General features: G+C 71.3%; 23 protein-coding genes and 1 pseudogene. 5 read left to right on the forward strand and 19 right to left on the reverse strand.

The window, feature by feature from the left end:
* The 3 genes and pseudogenes from IF129_RS25080 to IF129_RS25090 form a co-directional block, all read right to left on the reverse strand.
* Positions 1-2,000 (reverse strand): NACHT domain-containing protein (locus tag IF129_RS25080; RefSeq protein WP_224755565.1); only part of this gene is annotated, 2,000 nt, incomplete at its 3' end.
* A gap of 449 nt (positions 2,001-2,449) precedes the next feature.
* A complete protein-coding gene (locus IF129_RS25085; RefSeq protein ID WP_318153936.1) occupies positions 2,450-2,872 on the reverse strand; it encodes an NUDIX hydrolase in 423 nt (140 codons plus the stop codon).
* Positions 2,873-2,917: 45 nt separating this feature from the next.
* A pseudogene (locus IF129_RS25090) lies at positions 2,918-3,238 on the reverse strand (hypothetical protein); the annotation flags it as partial.
* A gap of 78 nt (positions 3,239-3,316) precedes the next feature.
* Between IF129_RS25090 and IF129_RS25095 the strand changes: the two are divergent.
* From IF129_RS25095 to IF129_RS26830, 3 genes are all read left to right on the forward strand, one after another.
* Positions 3,317-3,631 (forward strand): hypothetical protein, encoded by a 315-nt coding sequence (locus tag IF129_RS25095; protein ID WP_191212127.1) that lies wholly within the window; start codon positions 3,317-3,319, stop codon positions 3,629-3,631.
* The gene (locus tag IF129_RS26585) at positions 3,610-4,209 is read left to right on the forward strand and encodes a Rossmann-fold NAD(P)-binding domain-containing protein (protein ID WP_224755566.1); all 600 of its coding nucleotides are present in this window, start codon (positions 3,610-3,612) and stop codon (positions 4,207-4,209) included. The genes IF129_RS25095 and IF129_RS26585 overlap by 22 nt, the downstream gene beginning before the upstream one ends.
* Before the next feature lie 174 nt (positions 4,210-4,383).
* Positions 4,384-4,515 carry a hypothetical protein gene (locus IF129_RS26830; protein ID WP_263576279.1) on the forward strand — a complete coding sequence of 44 codons (132 nt, stop codon included), beginning with the start codon at positions 4,384-4,386 and terminating at the stop codon, positions 4,513-4,515.
* A 15-nt stretch (positions 4,516-4,530) separates the two neighbouring features.
* Here the strand turns inward: IF129_RS26830 and IF129_RS25105 are convergent, their stop codons facing one another.
* From IF129_RS25105 to IF129_RS25120, 3 genes are all read right to left on the reverse strand, one after another.
* Entirely contained in the window at positions 4,531-5,397 is an 867-nt protein-coding gene (locus IF129_RS25105) for a hypothetical protein (protein WP_318153937.1), read from the reverse strand.
* Between the two features lie 174 nt (positions 5,398-5,571).
* Positions 5,572-6,012: a hypothetical protein gene (locus IF129_RS25115; protein WP_191212128.1), complete on the reverse strand. Its 441-nt coding sequence runs from the start codon at positions 6,010-6,012 to the stop codon at positions 5,572-5,574.
* Between the two features lie 12 nt (positions 6,013-6,024).
* Positions 6,025-6,186, reverse strand: a complete 162-nt coding sequence (locus IF129_RS25120) for a hypothetical protein (protein ID WP_191212129.1) — start codon at positions 6,184-6,186, stop codon at positions 6,025-6,027.
* A gap of 35 nt (positions 6,187-6,221) precedes the next feature.
* Between IF129_RS25120 and IF129_RS25125 the strand changes: the two genes are divergently transcribed.
* On the forward strand, positions 6,222-6,659 hold the full coding sequence (locus IF129_RS25125; protein ID WP_191212130.1) for a hypothetical protein: 438 nt from the start codon (positions 6,222-6,224) through the stop codon (positions 6,657-6,659).
* A gap of 168 nt (positions 6,660-6,827) precedes the next feature.
* Here IF129_RS25125 and IF129_RS25130 read toward each other — a convergent pair whose 3' ends face one another.
* The 5 genes from IF129_RS25130 to IF129_RS25150 all read right to left on the reverse strand — a co-directional run bounded on the left by IF129_RS25130 (position 6,828) and on the right by IF129_RS25150 (position 10,033).
* A complete protein-coding gene (locus tag IF129_RS25130) occupies positions 6,828-7,997 on the reverse strand; it encodes a hypothetical protein (protein ID WP_191212131.1) in 1,170 nt (389 codons plus the stop codon).
* Between the two features lie 60 nt (positions 7,998-8,057).
* Positions 8,058-8,285, reverse strand: coding sequence for a hypothetical protein (locus tag IF129_RS25135; protein WP_191212132.1), 228 nt, complete (start codon positions 8,283-8,285; stop codon positions 8,058-8,060).
* A 207-nt stretch (positions 8,286-8,492) separates the two neighbouring features.
* Positions 8,493-9,056 carry a hypothetical protein gene (locus tag IF129_RS27130; RefSeq protein WP_191212133.1) on the reverse strand — a complete coding sequence of 188 codons (564 nt, stop codon included), beginning with the start codon at positions 9,054-9,056 and terminating at the stop codon, positions 8,493-8,495.
* Positions 9,056-9,517 (reverse strand): protein kilB, encoded by a 462-nt coding sequence (locus IF129_RS25145; protein WP_191212134.1) that lies wholly within the window; start codon positions 9,515-9,517, stop codon positions 9,056-9,058. The genes IF129_RS27130 and IF129_RS25145 overlap by 1 nt, the downstream gene beginning before the upstream one ends.
* Positions 9,518-9,652: 135 nt before the next feature.
* Complete coding sequence (locus tag IF129_RS25150; protein ID WP_191212135.1) at positions 9,653-10,033, reverse strand: hypothetical protein; 381 nt, start codon at positions 10,031-10,033, stop codon at positions 9,653-9,655.
* Positions 10,034-10,423: 390 nt separating this feature from the next.
* Between IF129_RS25150 and IF129_RS25155 the strand changes: the two genes are divergently transcribed.
* On the forward strand, positions 10,424-10,645 hold the full coding sequence (locus IF129_RS25155; RefSeq protein ID WP_191212136.1) for a hypothetical protein: 222 nt from the start codon (positions 10,424-10,426) through the stop codon (positions 10,643-10,645).
* A gap of 3 nt (positions 10,646-10,648) precedes the next feature.
* Here the strand turns inward: IF129_RS25155 and IF129_RS25160 are convergent, their stop codons facing one another.
* The 8 genes from IF129_RS25160 to IF129_RS25195 all read right to left on the reverse strand — a co-directional run bounded on the left by IF129_RS25160 (position 10,649) and on the right by IF129_RS25195 (position 19,842).
* Complete coding sequence (locus tag IF129_RS25160) at positions 10,649-11,155, reverse strand: hypothetical protein (protein ID WP_224755567.1); 507 nt, start codon at positions 11,153-11,155, stop codon at positions 10,649-10,651.
* Positions 11,156-11,237: 82 nt separating this feature from the next.
* A complete protein-coding gene (locus tag IF129_RS25165) occupies positions 11,238-13,622 on the reverse strand; it encodes a hypothetical protein (RefSeq protein WP_191212137.1) in 2,385 nt (794 codons plus the stop codon).
* Positions 13,623-13,700: 78 nt separating this feature from the next.
* Positions 13,701-14,141: a conjugal transfer protein TraB gene (locus IF129_RS25170; protein WP_191212138.1), complete on the reverse strand. Its 441-nt coding sequence runs from the start codon at positions 14,139-14,141 to the stop codon at positions 13,701-13,703.
* Positions 14,142-14,157: 16 nt separating this feature from the next.
* Complete coding sequence (locus tag IF129_RS25175) at positions 14,158-16,437, reverse strand: hypothetical protein (protein WP_191212139.1); 2,280 nt, start codon at positions 16,435-16,437, stop codon at positions 14,158-14,160.
* Positions 16,438-16,582: 145 nt separating this feature from the next.
* The gene (locus IF129_RS25180) at positions 16,583-16,795 is read right to left on the reverse strand and encodes a hypothetical protein (RefSeq protein WP_191212140.1); all 213 of its coding nucleotides are present in this window, start codon (positions 16,793-16,795) and stop codon (positions 16,583-16,585) included.
* The gene (locus IF129_RS25185; RefSeq protein WP_191212141.1) at positions 16,795-17,280 is read right to left on the reverse strand and encodes a hypothetical protein; all 486 of its coding nucleotides are present in this window, start codon (positions 17,278-17,280) and stop codon (positions 16,795-16,797) included. Before IF129_RS25185 ends, IF129_RS25180 begins: the two co-directional genes overlap by 1 nt.
* Positions 17,281-17,411: 131 nt before the next feature.
* The gene (locus IF129_RS25190) at positions 17,412-18,818 is read right to left on the reverse strand and encodes a DUF2637 domain-containing protein (protein ID WP_224755568.1); all 1,407 of its coding nucleotides are present in this window, start codon (positions 18,816-18,818) and stop codon (positions 17,412-17,414) included.
* Between the two features lie 310 nt (positions 18,819-19,128).
* A complete protein-coding gene (locus IF129_RS25195; RefSeq protein WP_191212142.1) occupies positions 19,129-19,842 on the reverse strand; it encodes a hypothetical protein in 714 nt (237 codons plus the stop codon).
* Between the last annotated feature and the right edge of the window lie 79 nt (positions 19,843-19,921).

The raw sequence follows: 19,921 nt of genomic DNA on the forward strand, positions 1-19,921 counted from the left end.
ATCACATCATCCGACCAGCGAGCGGCCAATGCCTCCACAGCGAAGACACGTGGCCGATACATTGGAGCGTGGCTGGCAAGCACTGCGAGGGACTCGCGGGAACGGAACACGGGGGCGATACAGGCTCCCACGTTTCTCGCAGAGTCCAGCCAGTCATAGGTCTGCAGGAACTGACCATGAAGGTGGTACCAGCGCAGCAGGTGGGCCCTTCCGGTCCAGTGATCACTGAAGGTGGCTAGCGCCGGGACTGCCTCGCTCAGTGCAGGTGAAACGTATGGTGACGTGGTCAGTCGGCCGGTCAAGGCGTGGACGATGCTCTCACTCTGATCGGTGAGAGTACCGATCTTGCGAACTTCGGCTAGGGCACGCACAGCGAGCGACAGAAGTCCATCATCGGGGCATGTGCGGTTCAGCATGAGCAGGTGGTCGATGGCGCGGGCGGCGTCGCCGGGGGACAGCTGTCCGGTGACGAGGAGTAGCACTTCGCGCCAGGCTGGATCGGTTGCGTGTTGCCCGTAGATGTCGTGGACGAGGGTCTGCGGGGTCCACTCCCGGTCCTCTTTGTAGCGGTGGGCGATGTCGGCGGCGGCCAGGTACTCCAGGAAGGTGCGGTGCACGAACCCGTAGATCCCCCCGCCGTAGTGGCTGAGGATGAAGTTGCGTTCGCGCAACTGTTCCACCAGTGCCTGAGTGGCGGCCCGTACTCGTAGTGGTGGCAGCTCGTACTGGCTGAGGAATGTGTGGAGGACCTCTTCCAGTTCACGGGTGTGGATGTGGTTGCCGGCGATGCCGCCGGTGCCGTCTTGCATCCGGCGCGCCAGCAGCCGCAGGAGCTCTAGTAGTTCGCTGGCTTCGAGGACGTCGAGCACTTCACGGACTTCTGAGCTGACGTGGGGGGCGAGGTGCTTGGTTTCCTGGTCCCACCGGGCGACCAGGACCGTGACGGCGTGTTCGTACACACCTTGCCGGTCACGGGGGAGGGTCTGGCGGCGGCCAATGATTGCCAGGATGGTCAGGAGCAGCGGGTTGCCGGCGAGTTCTGCGACCGCTCGTGAGTGCGCGACGGCGTCGGTGACTCTCCTTTGTAGGGTCGCTGCTTTCTGCGGGTCTTGTGGGCAGGAGTTGGCGTACCAGCGGCCAGTGAACTCCTCGATCTGCTCAGTGTCGAGGTCTTGGAGCATGTAGTGCGCAAATCCTGCGCCGGCCAGGACCGCCCGTCGGTATCCGATCACCCGAGATGTGACCACGACGCGGGTATTCGGGTAGCGGGAGGCGAACGCGGCGATGCGCCTGGCAACTGACTCGCGTACGGCGGGATCGAACAGCTCGTCCATGCCGTCGAAGACCACCAGCGCGCGGCCCGATTCTAAGAGCGGCGTGAGGATCTGACGGGGGACGCACATCCCTTCGGTGCTGTGAAGGTGCTCGAGGTAGTCCTCGAATGTGGCTTCCCGCCAGCGTTCTTCTGCGTAGCGGCGCAGCTCGACCACTACTGGCAGGTGTCCTACGAGGCTTTCGGGAGTGTGTCCGCCTCCGCAGGCCAGAGACAGCGCGAGGAACCTGGCCAGTGTTGATTTCCCGGCGCCGGGGTCGCCGAGGATAACCACGCGCTGGCGGCGCGCGTCCTGCAGGACGTCCAGGACCGGCTCCACGGGCTGCTGGGCCCCTTGTCGGATCTGCTCTGCGTGCCCGGCCTCTACTCCGGGCGGGAGGTCACCTTCCGGTATCTCGCCGTGGTCGGCGAGGCGCTTCATCAGTTCCCGCGGCAGTGACACCGGTGGCGGGTCCGCCCTTGCCCCTGGGGCGACGAACACTTCCCGGAGCTCGACGGCTGGGTGCTCTCCTGGATCCGACAGCGGGGTGAGGACTTCCAGGTCCAGCCGCGCGTAGGACTCCCGGACTCGCTCCGCATATGCCGCGACCGCGGCTTCGGCGTCTTCGGAGGAGACTTCTTCGGATGGCCAAGCTTCCTTGCTGATGACCAGTTGCTCGATGTGCATGACGCCACTGTTGGCGACCCCACCTCGATCGGCCGTTGTCGGGCCCGTCCGGGATGCTTTGATGTCCGCGCGCCCTGTCCTCACCGCTGCTCCCCACCCTCTTCGCCTGCCTCGCGCCCCGCATCGCCCGACGGCTGGGGGTTTCATGCGTCTTGTGAACCGCGCGCTTCCTTCGGGTGCCCGCCTTGCCGTGCAGTCCATCAACGGTGCCCATTGTTCACGCTTAGGTGTAGGGAGTCCTGCGGAACCGGCATCTCGCTACCTATGTCGCAGCTCGCGCAGGTTGGCAGCGCGTAGCGGGGCGGGGCCCGTTCTGCCCAGCTGACCTCTAGAGAGTTGATGAACTCGTCGGTCGGTACAAAGCCTCCAGGCCCGAATGCGGTGGAACCACAGGAGCGTAGCCCCGTCCGGGAAGGTCGGGGCTACGCCTCCTGTGTCGTGGTGGTGTCTCAGGGACGGAGGCTTGGCCGCGTGGAGGATGGCGGCGTGGTCGAACGCCAGCTCAGGCAGGTTGGCCAGGGGCCACCAGCGGACGGTGCTGGCGTCGTCCCTGGCAATGATGTGGGTTTCGGCGGGGATGACGGCCGTGTACGCAACGGTGACGGCCCGGCCGCGCGGGCCGCGGTCGGGCCGTCCCAGAAACCGATCGGGCGCAGGCTGTCAGCGGTTGTGACGTGGACGCCGGTTTCCTCCGGGAGTTCTCGGGCCGCGGCCGCGAGGCTCGTCTCGCCGGGGTCGACGTGCCAGCCGGGAAGGGTCCAGCTTCCCTGGTGCGGCGGCCAACCGCGCTCGACCAGCTGAACGCTGCCGTCAGGCGTCAGGGCCACCACGTCAGCGGTATAGCGGAACGAATCGGTCTTGGCCTTGGTCACGTTGGTCTCCCGGTTGGGTGGATCACTGGGCAGCGGGCCGGGCGGTTATGGCCGCCGATTCGGCAGCTGCTGGAGGACCTGGTCGACCAGGTCCTCGGCGGGCCGCCAGGCCCCGAGTTGCCCGCGCGCCGGGATCGGCAGGGCGATGGTCTGGACGTCGCTGACCTCCAGATGTCACGCCCCGGGCTGTGCCCATTCGGTGCAGGGCGGGGAGCCGTCGGGGTCCTGGTGGCAGCCGGTCAGCCGGGCGACGCCGATCACAGCGCCGGTCGGCAGCTCGCGGCCGCGGATCGTGCGGGCGATCAGCGGCACGCGCAGGGCGGGCCGGTCGGTCTGCTGGCTCGCGTGCAGGAGCAGCCTGCCGCGCTTATCTAGAGGTGGGTCACGTATCGGCAGGTCAGGGTCCCTCGGGTATGTGAGTCATGCTGGTGACGCCCCTTTGCTGTGGTCGCGGATCATCTGGCGGAGGCTGGCGCGTGCTGCGGTGAGCTGGTCTTCGAGCTCGGTCACGCGGCGGGCGGGGCCATCGGCCTCGGTGGTCTTGGATCTGATCAAGGCTTCCAACTCAGCTTTGGAACGGCTGAGTTCGTGGACCCGGGCAGCGAGATCGGCGGTGCCGATCTGGTCGAGTTGCTGGCCGAGGTGGAGGCGGGCATTGTGCGGACACTGATCGCGCTCGGCTCGCGCCCCCGCATCCTGCTCGGCCACCAGGCCGCCGACGTCGAGGAGCTCGCCGCATGGTGCGACAAGGTCCGCTGATCGTCGCGACCGACGAGCGCGGCGCCACCGTCCTTGGTTGCCTGGACAGCGTCGAGACTGTCCCACTGGGCGCGCAGAACGCGAAGGCGATCTGGCGGCGGCACGGCATGACCGGTTGCGCCATCGCCGAGGCCCTGCCCGGAATGCCGTACCTGCCTTGGCTGCACACCGACACGGCTGGGGGCAACGACCTGCCGCTGGCCGAGCTCGCCGCGCGCGGCGTGATGGTGACCCGCACGTCGGCGTACACCGAGGCGGTCGCCGAGTGGATCGTCGCCGCCGTGCTCATCGCGGCGAAGGGTGCGCACGCGTACGTCCGCGCGAGCGATCCGCGCGAGTGGGCGCCCGGCGCCGGCAGGCCTCGCCTTGTGGCCGGGTCGCAGGCCGTCGTCGTCGGCAACGGCGAGATCGGCTCCTACGCGGGGGCGATGCTGCGGGGTATAGGTGTGCGCGTCCACCACGTCTCCCGCAGCTCGGGGAGCGACTGGCGGACGGTTGCTGCCGTCGACGGACTGGCTGATCCTGGGCTTCCCGCTCACCGACGAAAACGCGTGGCCTTGTCGGCGCCGCGGAGCTGAACGACCTCAAACCCGGGGCGTGGCTGGTCAACGTGGCCCGCTGCGGGGTCCTCGACGAGGCCGCGCTCGCCAAGGTTCTCCACTCCGGAAAGTGGCTGGGCGCGGTTCCTCGACACCTTCGAGGCGGAGCCGCTGGCGGGATGGTCGCCGCTGTGGGACCGCGGCAACGTCATCGTGCTGCCGCACGACACGTGGCGCGCGCAGGGGGCGGGACAGCGTCAGGCGCAGTGCTTCCTGGAGCAGCTGCTCCCCTATCGCAACGGACAGCCGCTCGGCAGCACGGTCGACACCGCCGCCGACTACTGACCGAGGCCCAACTGCCTACTTCTGCTTGCGGCGCTGCGGGAGGAGTTTCTGCGGTACGCCCAAGTGGGCGCTGACTTCGTCGAGGACCTGGGTGAAGGGGTGCCGGGCAAGGATTTCATCCATGACGCGACCGGCCTGGATAAGGCAGACCGAGGCCCACAGCACATCATTGAGGCCGCTGTCTCTAGGCGTATCGCGCAGGGCCGGTCCACCCTGGCCATCCGCAGCCAGGTACAGCCGAGCAGTTTCGCGGCTGGTGTGCGTGTACGACGACAGGTGCCGGTACGGCACGTAGCCCTCGGGCATGCCGTAGGCGGTCAGCAGCGTCTCGGCGTTCTTGATCTCGTTGTACAGCTTGGTGACGGCGAGGTCGGGGTTAGCATCGCGGGCGGCGATCGCGTCGCGGACCGTCTGCTCGAACGGGCCGTCCGCTCCCTCCCAACCGACGCGCCTGACGTTGTCGATCAGTTTGATCAACTGCTCGTCGCTGTAAGCGTCCACCGCCTTGAGCGCGGACTCGCCGCCCTCGACGAGCCACTGCAGAGCCGTGGCGTGGTTCATCAGATTCCGCATGACCGGCGCAACAACGAAGCCGTATCCCTTCTCAGCCTCGTCGAGCACGATGCGGGCCGAGTCGGTGATGAACATCCACCAGCTCCAGGCGTGCGGCGCGACGGCCTGGTGGGCTCCCTCGAAGGCGATGCCGCTCTGGCTCGCGGCGATTTCATCGCGCACTGCGATCAGCTTGCGAATAACCTCGCGGGCGCGCTGAGCAGTGGCTTCATCGTGGAGAAATTCTGACATAGCGGGAGAGTACCGCCCGAACAGGTCGCCGCACTGAGGGATATCGATCTGCTGCCTGACCGCCTGCTCGACGTCCACGTGCCCTCACGTTCACGTCCGCCGCCGGCTCAACCGACGATCCGGCAGTTGGCCGTGGTGGACCGGGTGAGGAAGTGCATGTCCTCGCGGCGCAGGCCCAGCCCTTCGCCGATCCGCATGCCGGTGCAGCGCAGCATGGCCACCAGGGACCTGTCCCGGGCCCGCGACAGGAGTTCAAGCAGCTGCTCGATCTGGACATCCTGCAGCCACTCGATGCCCTCGTCGCCCGCCGTGAAATTGATCGTCCGGGCCTGAAAGGTGCGGAACTCGTCCCGTTCGCCCGCCGCATAGCCGGGCGGGGAGGAAGGACAGGTACTTCGGCTCGGAGAGCTGGGCGACCACCTCCTGCGGCACCCAGCCGTGCACGGATCCGAATCGCAGGAACTCGAACACCGTGGTCAGCACGGCGTTTGCGGTCCTTTTCGACCGGAACCGCACAGCGGTCGACCGGGCGCCCTTCGGCGGCAGCGGCTCGGTGATCAGCCACTGGGCGAACCGCCCCAGCTCGAAGAAGCCGGGGCGGTTCCAGACCATGCCGCTCTGTACGTAGTACGTCGGGTACAGCGCGACCCGGCCCGCGTACACCCGCTCGGTGTTGGGCGACCGATCCGCCAAGCCGACTGCCGATCAACGTGCGCGAATCTCGCGTACACCGACCGCGACATCACCGAGCTGCAACAGGAACTCGTCCAGCTGCAAGCAGACGCCGCGGACCCATTGGCGCCCCAGCCGCGTCGGGACCGGGCTGCCGCCCAGGCCGCTCAGCACCCGACCATCATCGAGCGCCACCGCGACAGTGCGACGGAAGACGGAAGGGGCAGCGCATGACGAATCGACGCGTTCGAGACCGGGAAGCCGAGCGGGCAGCGTTGCGGAGTGCCACAAACCGTCTCCTTGCCGGCACCCCACTGCGGTCGGAAACCGGGAGGCTCACGGCCACCGAGCTGCTGCGCGAGTCCAACCTGAGACGAGACGTCGCCTACGGCGACCACAGAGACCTCATCGAGGAGTTCCAAGCCCGCGTCAAAGCTCAGAACGCCACCCCGGCCGCCATGCAAGAACTCGCCGACCGGTACGGCAAGGTGAAAGAGAAGCTGGCTGCCGTCACGAAAGAGCTCGCAAACGAGCAAGCCGTCAGCGCCGCGTTGCGCCGGATCGTCGCCGAGCTCGACTTGGAGCTCGCGCACGCCCGGGAGCAACATGAACAGTCAGGGACCGTCACCCGTCTTCCCGCCGCACGTCGGCGGAACCGGTCCGGATGAGGTCCGCTCCGGGAGGGCTGGCACGTGTTTCGGCCTCGGGGAACATCGGTACAGCGGGGTCGTCGCAGCCAAGGTGGTATGCCCGGCCAACACCCTCCACCACAAGCCCATGGTGGCTTCGCCGTAGCGGTACGTCGGGTCCGGAAGGCGGCGCGCGGCGGGGCTGTCCTACTCGGTCGGCAGACGGAGCATCGGTTCGAAGGCCGCGTCCTCCTCGCCCTCGACCGAAGGGAGGAAGCCGTCCGGGACGGTGCGGGCGGCCGTGGTGAGGAGGCGGGCCAGGACCTCGGGCTCGGTGGCCGGGGGGAGGCGGAGGGCGGCGAGGAGGCGGTCGCGGACCTCGGGGTGGTCCGGGTTGTCCTCAAGGTAGTCGGCGTTGAGTGCGGGGGGACGGAAGCCGGCCAGGGCATCGTGCCAGGAGGGGAGGACGATGGTCAGGGTCAGGGCCTCGGCGAGGGACTCCGCGATGAGGGAGGCCTGGCCCCCGGAGTCGGTGTAGAGGACGGGGCGGACGCGGTCGGAGCCGGCCGGGCCGCAGAGGTAGTGGGTGCCTCCCGCGTTGCAGCTGGCCACGGGCTCCACCGGGAGACCGGCTGGAAGGGCGATCGACTCGATGGGGTCGGTCCGCGTGAGGTCGAACTCGCCGTCGCCAGCGAGGTACGCCTCGACCTCGGGGTGGGCGGCGATCCGGCGGAGCAGGGCCTCGTCGGAGAGGGCGGCCGGGTTGAGGCCGCGAGCGGCTTCGGGGGTCAGGGGGTGGCCTGCGAGGACGTGGCGGACGGTGTCGAGGGGGACGGGCCGCCCGTAGTCCTCCTCGAAGTGCGCCTGGACGGCCTCGGGGGAGCGGTCGGTGAGGAGGCGGAAGAGGTGCCCGGAGCCGTCCGGGTCCGGGTTGCCCGAGGGGAACTCGATGCCCGATCCGGTGCGCCAGGCGCTGCCGCCGGTCTCCCACCACAGGCAGGCGGTGACCCGCGGGGCGCCGAGGCCCTCGTCGACGAAGGCCGGGTCGTCCAGGAGCGGGCGCAGCGCGGCGGGCACCTCGTCGATGACACCGGGCCAGACCTGTTCGTCATCCGTGCCGTACGGGCTCATCTCCGACTCGTGGTCGAAGCCGCGGACGAGCACACCGGCCGGGGTGAAGAGGACGGAGAAGTCGTCACCCGAGCCGTTGTCCATCAGGGCCGCCTCCGTCCCAGGCCCCCAGGTGCTGGAGAAGGAGTAGCGGGAGAACCGCGGGTCGCGGCAGATTGCCTGGTCCAGCACGGCCAGCGCGCGCAGGTGCGCGCGGAGCTCGGCGGGGTTCGGGAGGAGGGCGGCGGTCGTGGGCACGGTGTCCATGGGCTCATGTAAGCAGCCGTCACTTACATCCAGGGCGGCGGTTCGGTCACACCCGCTCTCTCACTCAGGGAACGAAAAGCCCAGCTCACGCAGGCGGGGCAAGCACACTGCGAGGCATTGCTCCACAGACGCGGCATCGGTTCGCACAAGGACGTCCTCGCGCAACGGCCCTCCACTGGCGACGAAGGTCCAAGGGTTGCCCCTCTCTGCCATCCGCTCAGCGTCGGCCTTGAACAGCACCGTTACGCCCTGTTCAGCCAGTGCTTCCATAATCGCGACGACGTCCACCGGCACTCTCCCCTCCCGAGGCGCTTCGAACGCGCCATCAAACGAACGTACCCACTCCGGGCCGGGCCCTGGACACCGCCCGCATGACCCAAAGCGACCGATCGGGGCGCTCTGAGCTGGAATACACGACACCTCAACATGCGAGCTCACCACTCCCGAGACGTGTTCCAAGCAAGCCGACACCTCGTTGCCCGACAACGCACTTGCCTAATGAACGCCCGTCAGCGCCCACCGGTTCTTGAACGGGTCCCAGCCCCGCTCAATCAGCAGGACGTGCCGGTCGGCGAGCAGGCCCAGGTCGGCGGTGTAGCGGATCGTCTCGTCGGTGGTGCTCATCAGGTGTGTCTCCTGGACTCGGAGCGGGGCCCCGGCCCGGGTGGCCGGGGCGGAACGGAAAGCCTTCAGGCCGGTACGGGGGCGGGGGGTCTCCAGTCCGGCCCCGAGCAGCAGGCCGCGGGTCGACTGCTCGTACTCGCTGATGCGGATCCGGTCGAACATGAGCTGACCGGCGACCAGGCAGCGGGCACGCAGCTGGATCAGCGTGACGACGTGCGGGTAGGCGCCAGCGGCGGTAGCGGCCTGCTCGGCGGCGTCGGCGGCGAGCTCGTTGGCCGCCTGGAGGGCGGAGTTGCGGCGAGAGTACTGCGCCCGGCAGGACGCCCAGCCGGTCAAGGCCCGGGTGTGGTCCACCCGTTTCTCCCACGCCGTGTACGTGCTGCGCGTGCGCTTGGGGTCGGCGGTCCACGGCCGGTCGAGGTCGGCGGCGCGCATCAGCGGGCCGCGAGGTGGGCGCGAGCGGCGTACACCAGGGCGTCACCGGCCGCGCGGGCCGCTTCCCGCCGGGCGGTCAGGGTCTCGGTGTCGGGGGCGTGGCGCAGGGCGTAGGCGGCCTCGGTGGCGTCGTCGGCGGCCTGGGCCAGCGGGGGTGGGGCGAGCATGACCAGGCGGGTGTGGGGGCCGGTGACGGCGGCGCGGGTGGCGTGGCTCTCCGCACGGGCGGCGGCGAGCTTCTCGGGGCCGGCGCCGGTGAGGCGGGCGTCCTCGCGCACCCACATGGCGCGGCGGTGCGCGGCCAGTGCGGTCACCAGGGCGGCCACGGCGGTGATGAGCGCCTGGCGGTGCGCCTCGGCGTCGGCGGCCTGGCGCTCGCGGCGGGCGCCGCGCTGCTGGAGGAGCGTGGACAGGCTGGCGCCCATCAGGGCGGCCAGGGCGGCGATGATCGCGGATGCCATCGGGTCGGGTCCTCTCGTGGGTGGGGTGGTGCGGGCCGGGCGGCCTGTCCGGTCCCCGGGCACGGAATTGCCCCGGCACCCGGGGTGGGTGACGGGGCGGTGGTTCGGGGGCCGGGCGGGTGGCCCGGAGCGGGGTCAGCAGCGGCGGCAGCGGGGGCCGTGCGCGATGCGGCACAGCTCGGCCGGGGTGAAGCCGCCCAGGGTGCCGGTGTGGGTGGCCTCGGTCTCCGTGACGCGTCCGCGTCCGCTGCCGTCGGGGACGTCGATCTCCCAGCCGGTGGTGACGTAGCGTCCACGGCCGACGCGGCGGATCTGGCCGACGGTCTTGATCCGGGAGCGCTTTTCCGCTTGGGCTGCCCGGCGGGCCTGCGCACGCGCCTTGGCGTCCCGGCTGGCCGCCTCGTACACGGCCTCCTGGCGGGCCTCGCGCGCCTGGGCGGCCGCCGCCTCCTGGGCGGCGCGGTTGCGCTCCTCCTCCGTGCTGACCTTGTCGATCTCGCGACTGAAAAAGCCCATGACTGCTCCTTGTTGGGTGTCTGCTGTGTCTGTGGAAAGGCGGGTGCCCCGAGGGTCAGCGGGTGTCGTGGTGGACGGTGCCGGTCGCGCGGCCGAACATGCGGTGGCGGAGACGTGCTGGGTGATGTGGGTGGGGCGGAGCGGGTGAGGGCGCGCCGGATTCTGGAGCATCTGGCGGCGCTGGGTCTGCTCTCCGGCATCACGGCCGCATGCCTCCACATCCTCGTCGCAACCGGCCTCATCCCACCGATGGCCCCGTGATGCGGCTGTCATGGGGTGGCGGTGTGGTCCCGCTTCGCTGGGCACCGGCTGGGTCCGGGGGTCTGGCTGATGTGGGTGCGTGTCGGAGTGTCGGTGGGAAGAATGGTCGGTAGAGAGAAGGGGGTGGCGATGGCGTGGTTTCGGCGGCGGCCGGACTTCTACTTCGAGGAAGTGACCGGCGACGGGGTGATCTGGCCGGCGGGTACGGATGAGAAGGGGCGGGTGTACATCGACGTCGAGGAGGACGTCGAGGTGCTGATCGACGGCGTGGTCATCGGTGGGGAGATCTGGGACGCCTACGTCGGCGGGGATGGCCGCTTGCGGTTGACGGAGTACGAAGGCCAGGAGTGACCGCTACTGGTTGATGCGGGTGCGGGCGATCGCGCCGCGGGTGGTGATGTTCTGGTGGTGCTGGGTAACGGCGCCCTGGTAGTGGTGGTGGGTGACGGGCGGGGCGGCGGCGCGGACGCACCGGATGGCCGTGCCGATCGCGATGGCGACGGCGCTGATGCCGACGAAGGGCACGGCGATAGCAGCGACGCCCCAGATCGTGAGCTTGGCGATTCCGGCGGTGGCGGCGTAGATGCCTGCTCCGGTCAGGGCGGCGAAGCAGCCCAGGCCGACGCCTGCGACGGCGATGCCGGCAGCCCATTCGGGTACGACGCGCCGGTCGGGCTGGTGCACGGGCGGGGTCGGGCCGTAGACGGGGACCGGGGTGGTGTCCCGGTAGGCCGTGGCGAGTGGGGTGTGGGGGGCGGGGGAGTAGGCGGCGGCGATCAGCTGTGCGGCCTCGGCCGCGGCCTCGATCTCGGTGCGGGGCTGGCCGGTGTCGATGCGGGGGTTGTTCGCGGCGGTGTTCACCGTGGTTCTCCTGGCTGCTGAATGAGGCGCCCTCCCGGCCGGGTGGGCTGGGAGGGCGCCAGGGGCGGGAGGGTGTTGCCGGCTACTGGGGGAGGGTGTAGATGCCGCGGCCTGCGCGGTGGAGTTGACCGGTGCGGCAGAGCTGGCTGGCGGTGTTGCTGACTGTGGCGGGCTGGACGTCGTCCAGGTGCTCTTGGATGTCGCGGAGCTTCATGGAGCCGTGCTCGGTCAGCAGGTTGAGGATGCGGTTCTGCACGGTGGGCGGTTCGGCCGCCGTGCTGGCGGTGCCGAGGAGTTCGTCCAGGCCGTCGTCGATGTCGCCGGTGTCGTCGTCCTGGTCGTCTCCGGCGAGGAGCTTCTCGGCGTGGGCGAGGGCGCGGGCGTGCTCAGCGTCGAACACAGCCTGTTCTTCGGGGGTCAGGTAGGGGATGGGTGCGGACTCGTAGAGGTCGATCAGTCCGGTGTACTGCTTGTTGGCGTCCTTGGCGGCGCGCCAGACCCGCATGCGGGTCAGTCGGCCCTGGCGGATGAGGTTGGCCATGCCGGCGGTGGTCGGGCCGGGCGGTGTCTCCTCGCCGCGGAAGGCGGCCTCGATGTCGTCGCCGCCGAAGGTCTCCGGGATCGGCACGAGGTCGACGCCCGGCGGGAGGATGCCTTCGGTGGCCATGTGGGAGGTGGTGCCGCTGGTGGTGCGGCCCAGCCACACGGCTCCGGTCTTGGCGTTGGCGCGGAGCTTGACCTTGTCTCCGAGGTCGGCGGAGTGGATGCCTTGTGCGGCGAAGCGGATGCCGACGCCCATCTTCCGGCCGGTGATCTGGAACTTGCTGATCAGGCCGAGTACCCAGGTCTTGAAGGCGGGCGGGATGTCGGCTTCGGCTTCCTCGGCGAGGATGAGGTTGAGCTCGTCCAGGGTGATGACGACCAGGCGCCAGGGGTCGTTGATGGTGAACGAGCCCCAGCCGTTCGCGCTGGAGATCTTCTGCCGGTACTTCGCGACGGCGTAGGCGGCGGCCAAGGCTGCGGCGACCGCTGGGATGCCGGAACCGAAGTGCGCGACGCGGCCGTTGGCCTCCGGCAGGCTCATCCCGTCCTGCGCGTCGGCCACGATCGAGACGACGCCGTTGATCCGCTCGGCGATCAGCAGGGTGTTCAGCGCCACCGACTTGCCCGCGCCGGGGGCGCCGACGAACAGGTCGTTCGTCGCACCCAGACCCGGCTTGTACAGGTTGATGCGGGCGGGCCGGCCGTCGTGCTGGAGGCCGAAGGCGATTTCACCGCGCTCGTTCATGGTGAGATCGCGGGCCGTGGCTTCGCGGATGGTCAGCAGCGGGTGGGTCTCGTAGACGGAGATGATGCCGTCGCCCATCCGGTTGGTCTGGCAGACCACCAGCTCCATGTCGTCGATGTCCAGCGCGCGGGCGATCCCCTGGTGGGGAAGGCGCAGCACCTGATCGTCGGCGGCCCTCACGCGGAGCGCGATCCGGTTCGCCTCGATCTTGGTCTCCAGCAGGTGCACGCCGTCCAGCGGGCCGCCGGGCTTGGCCAGCCGGGAGCGCCACAGCGCGGCCAGGTCCGGGTCGATGCGCCCGCCGCTCGTGCTGTCGCCGGAGATCTGGGAGTCGAGATCGAGGGTGGGGCGGGCGGTGATGAGCTTGTGGCCGGGGCCGTGGCCGGGCATCGGCTCGATGCTGACGGTGCCCTCGGGCAGGTCCCACACCGCTGCGAGCGCGGCCGGGGTCAGCTGCGGGACGGCCTTGCCGCGCGGGGCGACCAGCACGGCACGGAAGTCGGGCCGACCGGGTGCGAGCTGCTGGACGTGTCCGAGGTGGCAGCCCTTGGCGGCCTCGGAGGTCTCCCAGTGCCAGGCCACGAGTTCGGCATAGGTCCGTGGAGCGGGCAGCCGCCGCTCCTGACCCGTGTCCTGCTCCTGGTCCTGGCCGTCGGTGCTGTGGGGAAGGCCTGCGGCGTGCTCGAGTTCGGCGAGCATCTCGGCGGGGGAGCGGCGCTTGCGGCGCGGCGCGCGGGTTCGGGGGAGCGCGGCGGCCATCACCGCGGCCCAGAGGCTGGGGGCGCCGTACTGCACCAGCGGCTCGACGCCGATGCCGGCGGCACCGGCGGCCAGCAGCCCCAGGTAGAGGGCCGATCCGGTCAGTGCCGGGGTGGCGCGGTAGCAGGCGCGCAGCAGCTCCAGGCGGTGGTCGGTGGCCAGCTCCAGGCGCTCCTTCTCCCGGCGCAGCCGCTGCCGTTCGGCGGGGCGGGCCTTGTGGTAGAGCCAGGCCAGGGTGAGGGTCCCGGTGGCGGCGGCGGTCAGGTGCGCGGGCCAGGCCGCGTCCAGCTGCGGGCCGATGGCCAGGCCCGGAGCCGCGACGATGTAGGCGATCCGCTCGATGCGGGCGCGCCGACGGCGGGACCGGCCGGTCGTGGCGGGCTGCACGGTGGTGGTCGGGGTGAGGGTGGTCGTGGCCACGGTGACCGGTCCTTCCTGTTCACAGGGGTAGGGGCCCCGGGTCGGAGACCGGCCCGGGGCGTGGAGGGTGTAGGGGGGTTAGGTGGCGAACCAGCCGGGCTTCGGCTGCGTGATGCCCTTGGCCGCCATGGCCTGGCCCTCGTCGTAGAGGTCCTGGTACTCGGCGCGGTGGGCGCTGTCGGCCGCGTCGGCGTCGCTGGCGAGGTCGGTGGCGGCACCGGCCATGTCGCCGGTCGCCTCGGCGGTGACCTGCTGCTGGCTGGCGATCTCCCGCATCGCGGCGACGTGCCGGGGATCGACCTCGGCCTGGGCCATCAAGTCCGCCAGCTGGTGGCTGGCCTCGGCGTTGCGGGCGGCCCGGCGCTGGCCGGCGGCTACGGCCTCGGACAACCGGAGTGCTCCGGCGGCCAGGCGCGTGAACCGCGCGGCCAGGGTCAGGAAGCTCAGGTCGTCCCGGTCCGCGCTGCGGTCGGCCAGTTCCAGCTCCGCGCCGGTGCTGTCGTTCTCTGCCTCTGCCATACCGGTTGTCCTTTCTTCAGGGCTGGTTGTGGGTTCGGGCCGACGGGGTGGCCAGGCCCTTGTCGGCGGTGATCTGCTGCATCGGCCGGTAGGCGGCCTCCATGTCGCGGGCCAGGGCCTCGGTCATCTCGGCGGAGGCCAGCGTCGCGTCCTTGGCGCGGGTGGCGGCACGGGCGAGGCGGTCCATCGACTCCGCCAGCCGCGCCAGTGCCGCGCGGGTCCTGCGGCCGATCACGTTGTTCCGCTGCGCCAGGAGCTCGGCGAGGTCGAGCATCGCCGCCCGCAGCTTCAGCGCCCCGTCCGCGGCCCACTCGAACTGCCGGTAGGCGGCCCAGCTGGCCTTGGTCAGCTTCTTCAGGTGGCGCAGCGCGTCGCCGAGCTTGACGTCGGTGTCGTGGCCGCTGCTGCCGACAGCGGGCTGGTAGGCGCCCGACGGCGACACGGCGAGCGCGCCTGTCCTGGTACGCGGGTTGGGCACGTCTGTCTCCTTCGTGCTGGTGTGCGTGGCGTGGGGGGCGGTGGTGACGGGCCGGGGGTGGTGCGGGGTCGGGGCCGGGCCGAGCATCCGCACGCCGGTGGTGATCTGCTCCTGGGTGTGGCCGGGCGGGGGCGGCTTGTCGGCCCGCCACACCGTGGTGTCGTGATCGTGTGTCGCTTCGGCGGCCGACTCCCACGGCGTCTGGCGCGGGCCCGACGAACCGGTGCCGGTGCTGGTGCCGGTCCAGAAGTTGCCGCCGTCGTCGTCGAAGGGTTCACCGCCTGCGGCGGGACGAGCCCGGGAGCGGACCCGTTCCCGGGCCTTCGACCAGCCCCGGGGCCGCCACCAAGAGGAGTTGTTTCCCGTCCTGCCGCGCCGCCCCTTCCCCTTGCTCCGCCTCTTGCTCTTGCTCTTGCTCTGCGGGTCAGGGGCGCCGGGCTTCGTCTTCGTCCTGCCTGCCCGGGTCTTGTGGCTGGTGCTGGCCCCCGGGGTCAGCGGCGGCCGCGCACCGGGCCCGGCTGAGGAGGTGCCGCCGGTTCCGGGCGCAGGCGCGGCGCCGCCTGCCGTGGGCTTGCCCCCTTCCTTCTCCTTCTTCTTGTGGTGGTCCTCGCGCCGCCAGATCGGCGGGCGCATCCCGGCCCGGCGGCGCGTCAGGCGCGGCTCGGTCCTGCGGGTGGCGTCCTCACCGAGCGCCTGGGCCAGGGTGGTCCGGCCCGAGCGGCCGCGGCTCTTGGTCGGTGCCGTCTTCCGGTCCGTTCCACCGCCGGTACCGCCGGTTCCGCCGGGGCGCCGGTCGCGGTGAACCAGCGGGGTGACGTCGGAGCGGCGGTGCTCCGGATGCGCCACGGCGCGGCCGGTGCCGTCCCGGCCCAGGGACTTCCCCGGCCCGGTACGTCCACGGCCGCCGCCGGAGGTTCCACCTCCACGGTGCGGTGCTCCACCACTGCCCCAACCGCCGGTGCCGTAGCCTCCACCGCCGCGGTTGCCGGTGCGGTTCCCCAGCGTTCCCACGCCGGCCGACTGGTGCGTCGACCGCAGGGGGCCGGGCCGGTCGTCACTACCGCCGCCACGCGTTCCAGGCCCGCGCCGGTCGCCTCCACGACCGCCGCCGAGCGCTCCGCCCCCGCCCGATCCGGTTCCCTGGCCGGTGCGGGAGGTATCCGTTCGGCGGGCGCTGAGGCCGCCGGAGCTGCCCGTCCCGCCGCCGGTTCCACCACCGGCGCCGGAGATTCCACCGCTGCGCCGCTGCGCTCCGGGCCCGCCCGCGCCGGGTCCGGCCCGGCCGCCTCGTTCGTCCTTGCGCTTGCTGTCGCGCTCGCGCTCCAGGCCGCGCAGCGCGGCGACCGAGACCGCCAGTCCGGCAGCCATCGCCAGCGCGCCAGCTCCGCCGCGCTCGCGCTGCTCACCGTTCTCGGCGGCGGGCGGCAGCAGTTGCTCGCCGCTGCCGTCGCCGCCCAGGTCCTGGTCGCGGCCGTCGTCGTCAGCGGTGACGGGGGAGTCGGCCAGGGCCGGGTCCGGGAGGGCCGCCAGGGCCTGCATCGGGCTGGCCCAGGGGTGCTCCTCGATCTCGACCGGCTCCGAATCCCGTTCGGATTGGGGGCCGGGGACCGCCCGCAGCAGCGGCCGCCCCGCATCCTCCGGCGTCGGCTCCCGCTCCCGCTCCGGCTCCGGCTCCGGCTCCGGTGATGCCGGGGCCGATTCGGGCGGCGGTGCGGGCGGGGCCGCCGGCGGGCGCGCGGTCGGCCCCGCATTGAGCGGGGCCGTGAAGCTGATCGGGACCGGGCCATCATCCCGGTCGTTGGGGGGTTCGTCGGCCATCAGACCTCCAGACAGTCCATTTCCAGGAGTTGACAGAGTGTGATCGGATCGGGGATTCTCACGCGCGCACGCGCGAGCGTGGGCGTGCGCACGTGTTGGCCCCCGCTCCAGGGGCTCTCTCGCGGGTGGTGATGATGAAGAAGAGTCACTGCGAGTAACGCTGGTAGAAGTCCCTCAGGGCCTTCGCCAGCTCCTCCCAGACCTCCATCTCGCCGCCCAAGGCCCGCTGCTTGGCGACCATCCGCGCGGCGTCGAACCACACGCTCGCGACCGCCTGCGGGCCGTCTTCCCTCGCCAGCACCTGCCGCTGCTCCCAGTGCTGAGCCTGGTTCTGCGCCCGCGTCCGCTTCCGCGCCATCAACCCTCCTTGCGCTGCTTGGCGAAGATGTCGGTCACGTGCGGCATCTGCTCGCCCCCACCGGCGAGCCGGAAGCTGTAGCCGCGGTTGGTCGGCTGGGGCTGCTCCAGCCCGGCGGCGACCTTCGACCGCCGCAGCGCCCGGCGCCGCGCCCGGCTGTCCTTGGCCTTCGCCCGCTTCAGAGCCGCCCGCTCGCGACGGGCGGGCAGCTCCAGCACCTGGTGCGTGTAGGCGGCGTGCAGGGCCTCCGCGTCGGACGCGGCGTGCCTCGAGTCCTTCTCCAGCTTCCGCAGGTGGCGCACCACCCGGTAGGCCCGCAGCCGGGCCTCCATCGGCCAGTCGCCCTCGATGGGGCTCTGCCGCAGCCGGGCCGCGAACAGTCCGGCAAGCTGCCCGTACTGCTGCGCGTCGGCCAGGTGCTGGTCACGCCGTTTGTCGACGAAGGACCGCAGACCGGCCTCCGTGAACAGCTTGTTGGCATCCATGGAATTCCTCCAAGGGGGTGGGGTGGGGGAGTAGCCGGGCGGCCGTGGCCGCACCCGACCCCGGCACGACGACGGGTTCGGGTGCGGCAGTGGGAGCCCGGACAAGCCGCCCTGCGGCGGCACGGGAGGTCTCAGGCAACGGGGTGCAGCTCGGGGCGGCCGTAGCCGTCCTGACCGGCGCGGAGCCGGCCCGCGGCCTCGGACCGGTAGTTCCCGGCGGTGCTGACCGAGACATTGAACTCCTGCGCGATCCGCGACAGCGGCAGCCGCTCCGGCTCACCACCCGCCTCGCTGGCGACCATGCGCATAACCCGCCTCACCGCACGCTCAGCCGGGGTGAGCTTGGCCCAGTCCTCCAGCTCGACCGCACGCTGCTCAGCGGCGACGGCCGCCTCCCGCAACTGCGCAGCCCGCGACCGGTTCTCCTCCGCCTCCACGGCAGCCCGGGCGGCGGCCGCCGCGTCCTCGGCCTTCTGCCGCTCGGCCGCCTCGGCGCGGGCCTCGCTCACCAGGCGCTGCTCCCTCAACCGCGCGGCTTCGGCCTGGTGGCGCTCGGATTCGGCCTCCGACTCCAGCCGCTCGGCCTCGGCGCGGGCGGCCCGACCCTGCGCTTCGCGCATCTCCGCGGTTTCCTCCAGGTCAGCCAGGTGCGCGGCGGCTCGCTCAGCGGCCGTCCGCTGGTCCTCAGCCGCACGCTCGGCCTCCTCGACCTCCGCCTGCGCCTGGATGTTGGCGATCCGGATGCGCTTCTGCGCCTCGGCCTCGCGGACCTTCGCGGCCGCTTCCTCCTCGCACCGGGCGACCTTCGCCTCCCGCTCCCGCGCGGCCAGCTCAGCCGCGCGCGCATCGGCCTCCCGGGCCTGCTTGACGGGCAACTCCAGGGCCTGAGCCACGGTGTAGCCGTGCGGGGCGAGCGTCTGGGGCAGCAGCTCGTCCGCCGTGGGCTCCCGGTCCTCCGCCTCACAGATCCGAGTGAGCCACAGCATGTATCCGCGCAGGTCAGCCTCACGCTGAACCATCTCGTCGTAGCTCAGGCTCCGCAGCCGCATCTGCCGGTAGATCTTCGCGGTCGGCCACGGGGCGAGCAGCCAGCGCACCAGCGGGATCGAGGTGCGCACCTGATCGGGCCGCACCACCTGGTCGATGACGTAGCGGCCGATCTCGACCACCACGATGAACAGCACCGGGACAACGCCGTGCGCACCGACAGCGACGTAGTCCAGCAGCTGCCACTTCCCCTCCGGGGCGGCGGAAGCGCTGTTCAGGGCCATGGTGGCCCCGGTGAGGAGCCACACCGGGTACCTGATCCACATCACCGGGCGGCGCAGCCACGCCAGCAGCAGATCGACCGCGATCAGCGTGAGAATGCCCAGGTCAACCCCGCCGATGAACATACGGCCGTCGTCCACGCTGTGAAACCGAAGCCGTTCGTGAGCGAACGTCGCGACGTTGTTGAACGACAAGTACAGGCCGGTGAGCGCGAGCGTGAGCGCGGCGAGCGCGACACCGGCCGCGGCGATCCGCTGCGCCGTCGTCAACGGGGCGCGTCGCGGGCGCGATCCGGAGCCCGGGGACCGCGGCGGAACGGTCGGCGGCGGTGATGGAGCCGACGGACCCGGAACCGGAACCGTCTCCGGCGGGCTTGGAACGGAGTCCGGCCGAAGAGCCGTGGAAGGGGGTTCGGTGGTCGTCACGGGGGCCTCCAAAAGGCCATGAGGAGCGGGGTTTGTAGCAGGCTTGGAACGGATCGCCGCGCCGCTGGAAAGAGCGGGCGCGGCGGTGGAACGCGGCATACGGCCACTGGAAGAGCGCCACTGCGGAGGAAGAGAAGAAGCCGGCAGCGGACGGTCAGAACGAAACCGTCGAGGGGGCCGCAGCCCCTACCTCCATCTCCCGGACCTCCGGGGCCACCCGGGAGGCCGTGCAGGTGGCGCAGAGCGCTGCGCGGGCAGCGGGCTCGGTGCCGAACGCGGCCAGGGGCCGGCCGTCCAGCAGATGCAGGAACACCCGGCTGCGGTCGGGCCACGCAGCGCCCTCCAGCGGCAGGCTGCCGAGGCTGAAGATCGGCGGCGCGGCCTCCCGGGCCTCGGTGTCGTCGGCCGCGTTGAACCAGCCGTCGGGGTGCGCGCCCTCGGCCTCGGCGGCCAACCGCGCGGCCTCGGCGGTGGGGTGAGCGGAGCGGACGACGCCCCGGTGCAGGTAGAGGTGCACCTGCGGCTCCTGCGCGAGGAGCACCAGGTCGGCGGACTCGCTGTAGCGCATCAGGAGCCGGGCGGCCCGCCGCCGCGCGGCCTCGGCGTCCTCGGCCGCCAGCAGAACAGCGGTGACGTCGGCCAGCGCGCGGCGCAGCGTGCCCCGCTCCTGCCGGGCCTCGGCCAGCGCGGCCTCGGTCTCCTCATGCGCGGCCTGGAGGTCGAACAGGTCCTCGCGGATGAGCGCGACGTCGACCTCGGCCTCCGATGCCTCCTGTCGCGCCTGCGCCAGCTCAGCGGTGCTCTGGGCGATCTCGGCTTCACGGATCTGGTAGCGGCGCCAGGTGGCGCCAGTGATGCAGCGGATCATGTGGTCCCTCCCTCGATGCGGCGGCCGGCCGATCCGGCCCCCTGTCCCCGTCCGCACCCGGCACACCCCCACGGGAAGG

Source organism: Streptomyces chumphonensis (assembly GCF_014779715.1).
GTDB lineage: Bacteria > Actinomycetota > Actinomycetes > Streptomycetales > Streptomycetaceae > Streptomyces > Streptomyces chumphonensis.

Bases quoted from the DNA above. Each gene is read 5' to 3' on its own strand.
- IF129_RS26585 (WP_224755566.1), top strand. From the start codon at position 3,610: ATGGTGCGACAAGGTCCGCTGATCGTCGCGACCGACGAGCGCGGCGCC.
- IF129_RS25125 (WP_191212130.1), top strand. From the start codon at position 6,222: ATGACGAATCGACGCGTTCGAGACCGGGAAGCCGAGCGGGCAGCGTTG.
- IF129_RS25130 (WP_191212131.1), bottom strand. From the start codon at position 7,997: ATGGACACCGTGCCCACGACCGCCGCCCTCCTCCCGAACCCCGCCGAG.
- IF129_RS27130 (WP_191212133.1), bottom strand. From the start codon at position 9,056: ATGCGCGCCGCCGACCTCGACCGGCCGTGGACCGCCGACCCCAAGCGC.
- IF129_RS25145 (WP_191212134.1), bottom strand. From the start codon at position 9,517: ATGGCATCCGCGATCATCGCCGCCCTGGCCGCCCTGATGGGCGCCAGC.
- IF129_RS25150 (WP_191212135.1), bottom strand. From the start codon at position 10,033: ATGGGCTTTTTCAGTCGCGAGATCGACAAGGTCAGCACGGAGGAGGAG.
- IF129_RS25155 (WP_191212136.1), top strand. From the start codon at position 10,424: ATGGCGTGGTTTCGGCGGCGGCCGGACTTCTACTTCGAGGAAGTGACC.
- IF129_RS25170 (WP_191212138.1), bottom strand. From the start codon at position 14,141: ATGGCAGAGGCAGAGAACGACAGCACCGGCGCGGAGCTGGAACTGGCC.
- IF129_RS25175 (WP_191212139.1), bottom strand. From the start codon at position 16,437: ATGGCCGACGAACCCCCCAACGACCGGGATGATGGCCCGGTCCCGATC.
- IF129_RS25180 (WP_191212140.1), bottom strand. From the start codon at position 16,795: ATGGCGCGGAAGCGGACGCGGGCGCAGAACCAGGCTCAGCACTGGGAG.
- IF129_RS25185 (WP_191212141.1), bottom strand. From the start codon at position 17,280: ATGGATGCCAACAAGCTGTTCACGGAGGCCGGTCTGCGGTCCTTCGTC.
- IF129_RS25195 (WP_191212142.1), bottom strand. From the start codon at position 19,842: ATGATCCGCTGCATCACTGGCGCCACCTGGCGCCGCTACCAGATCCGT.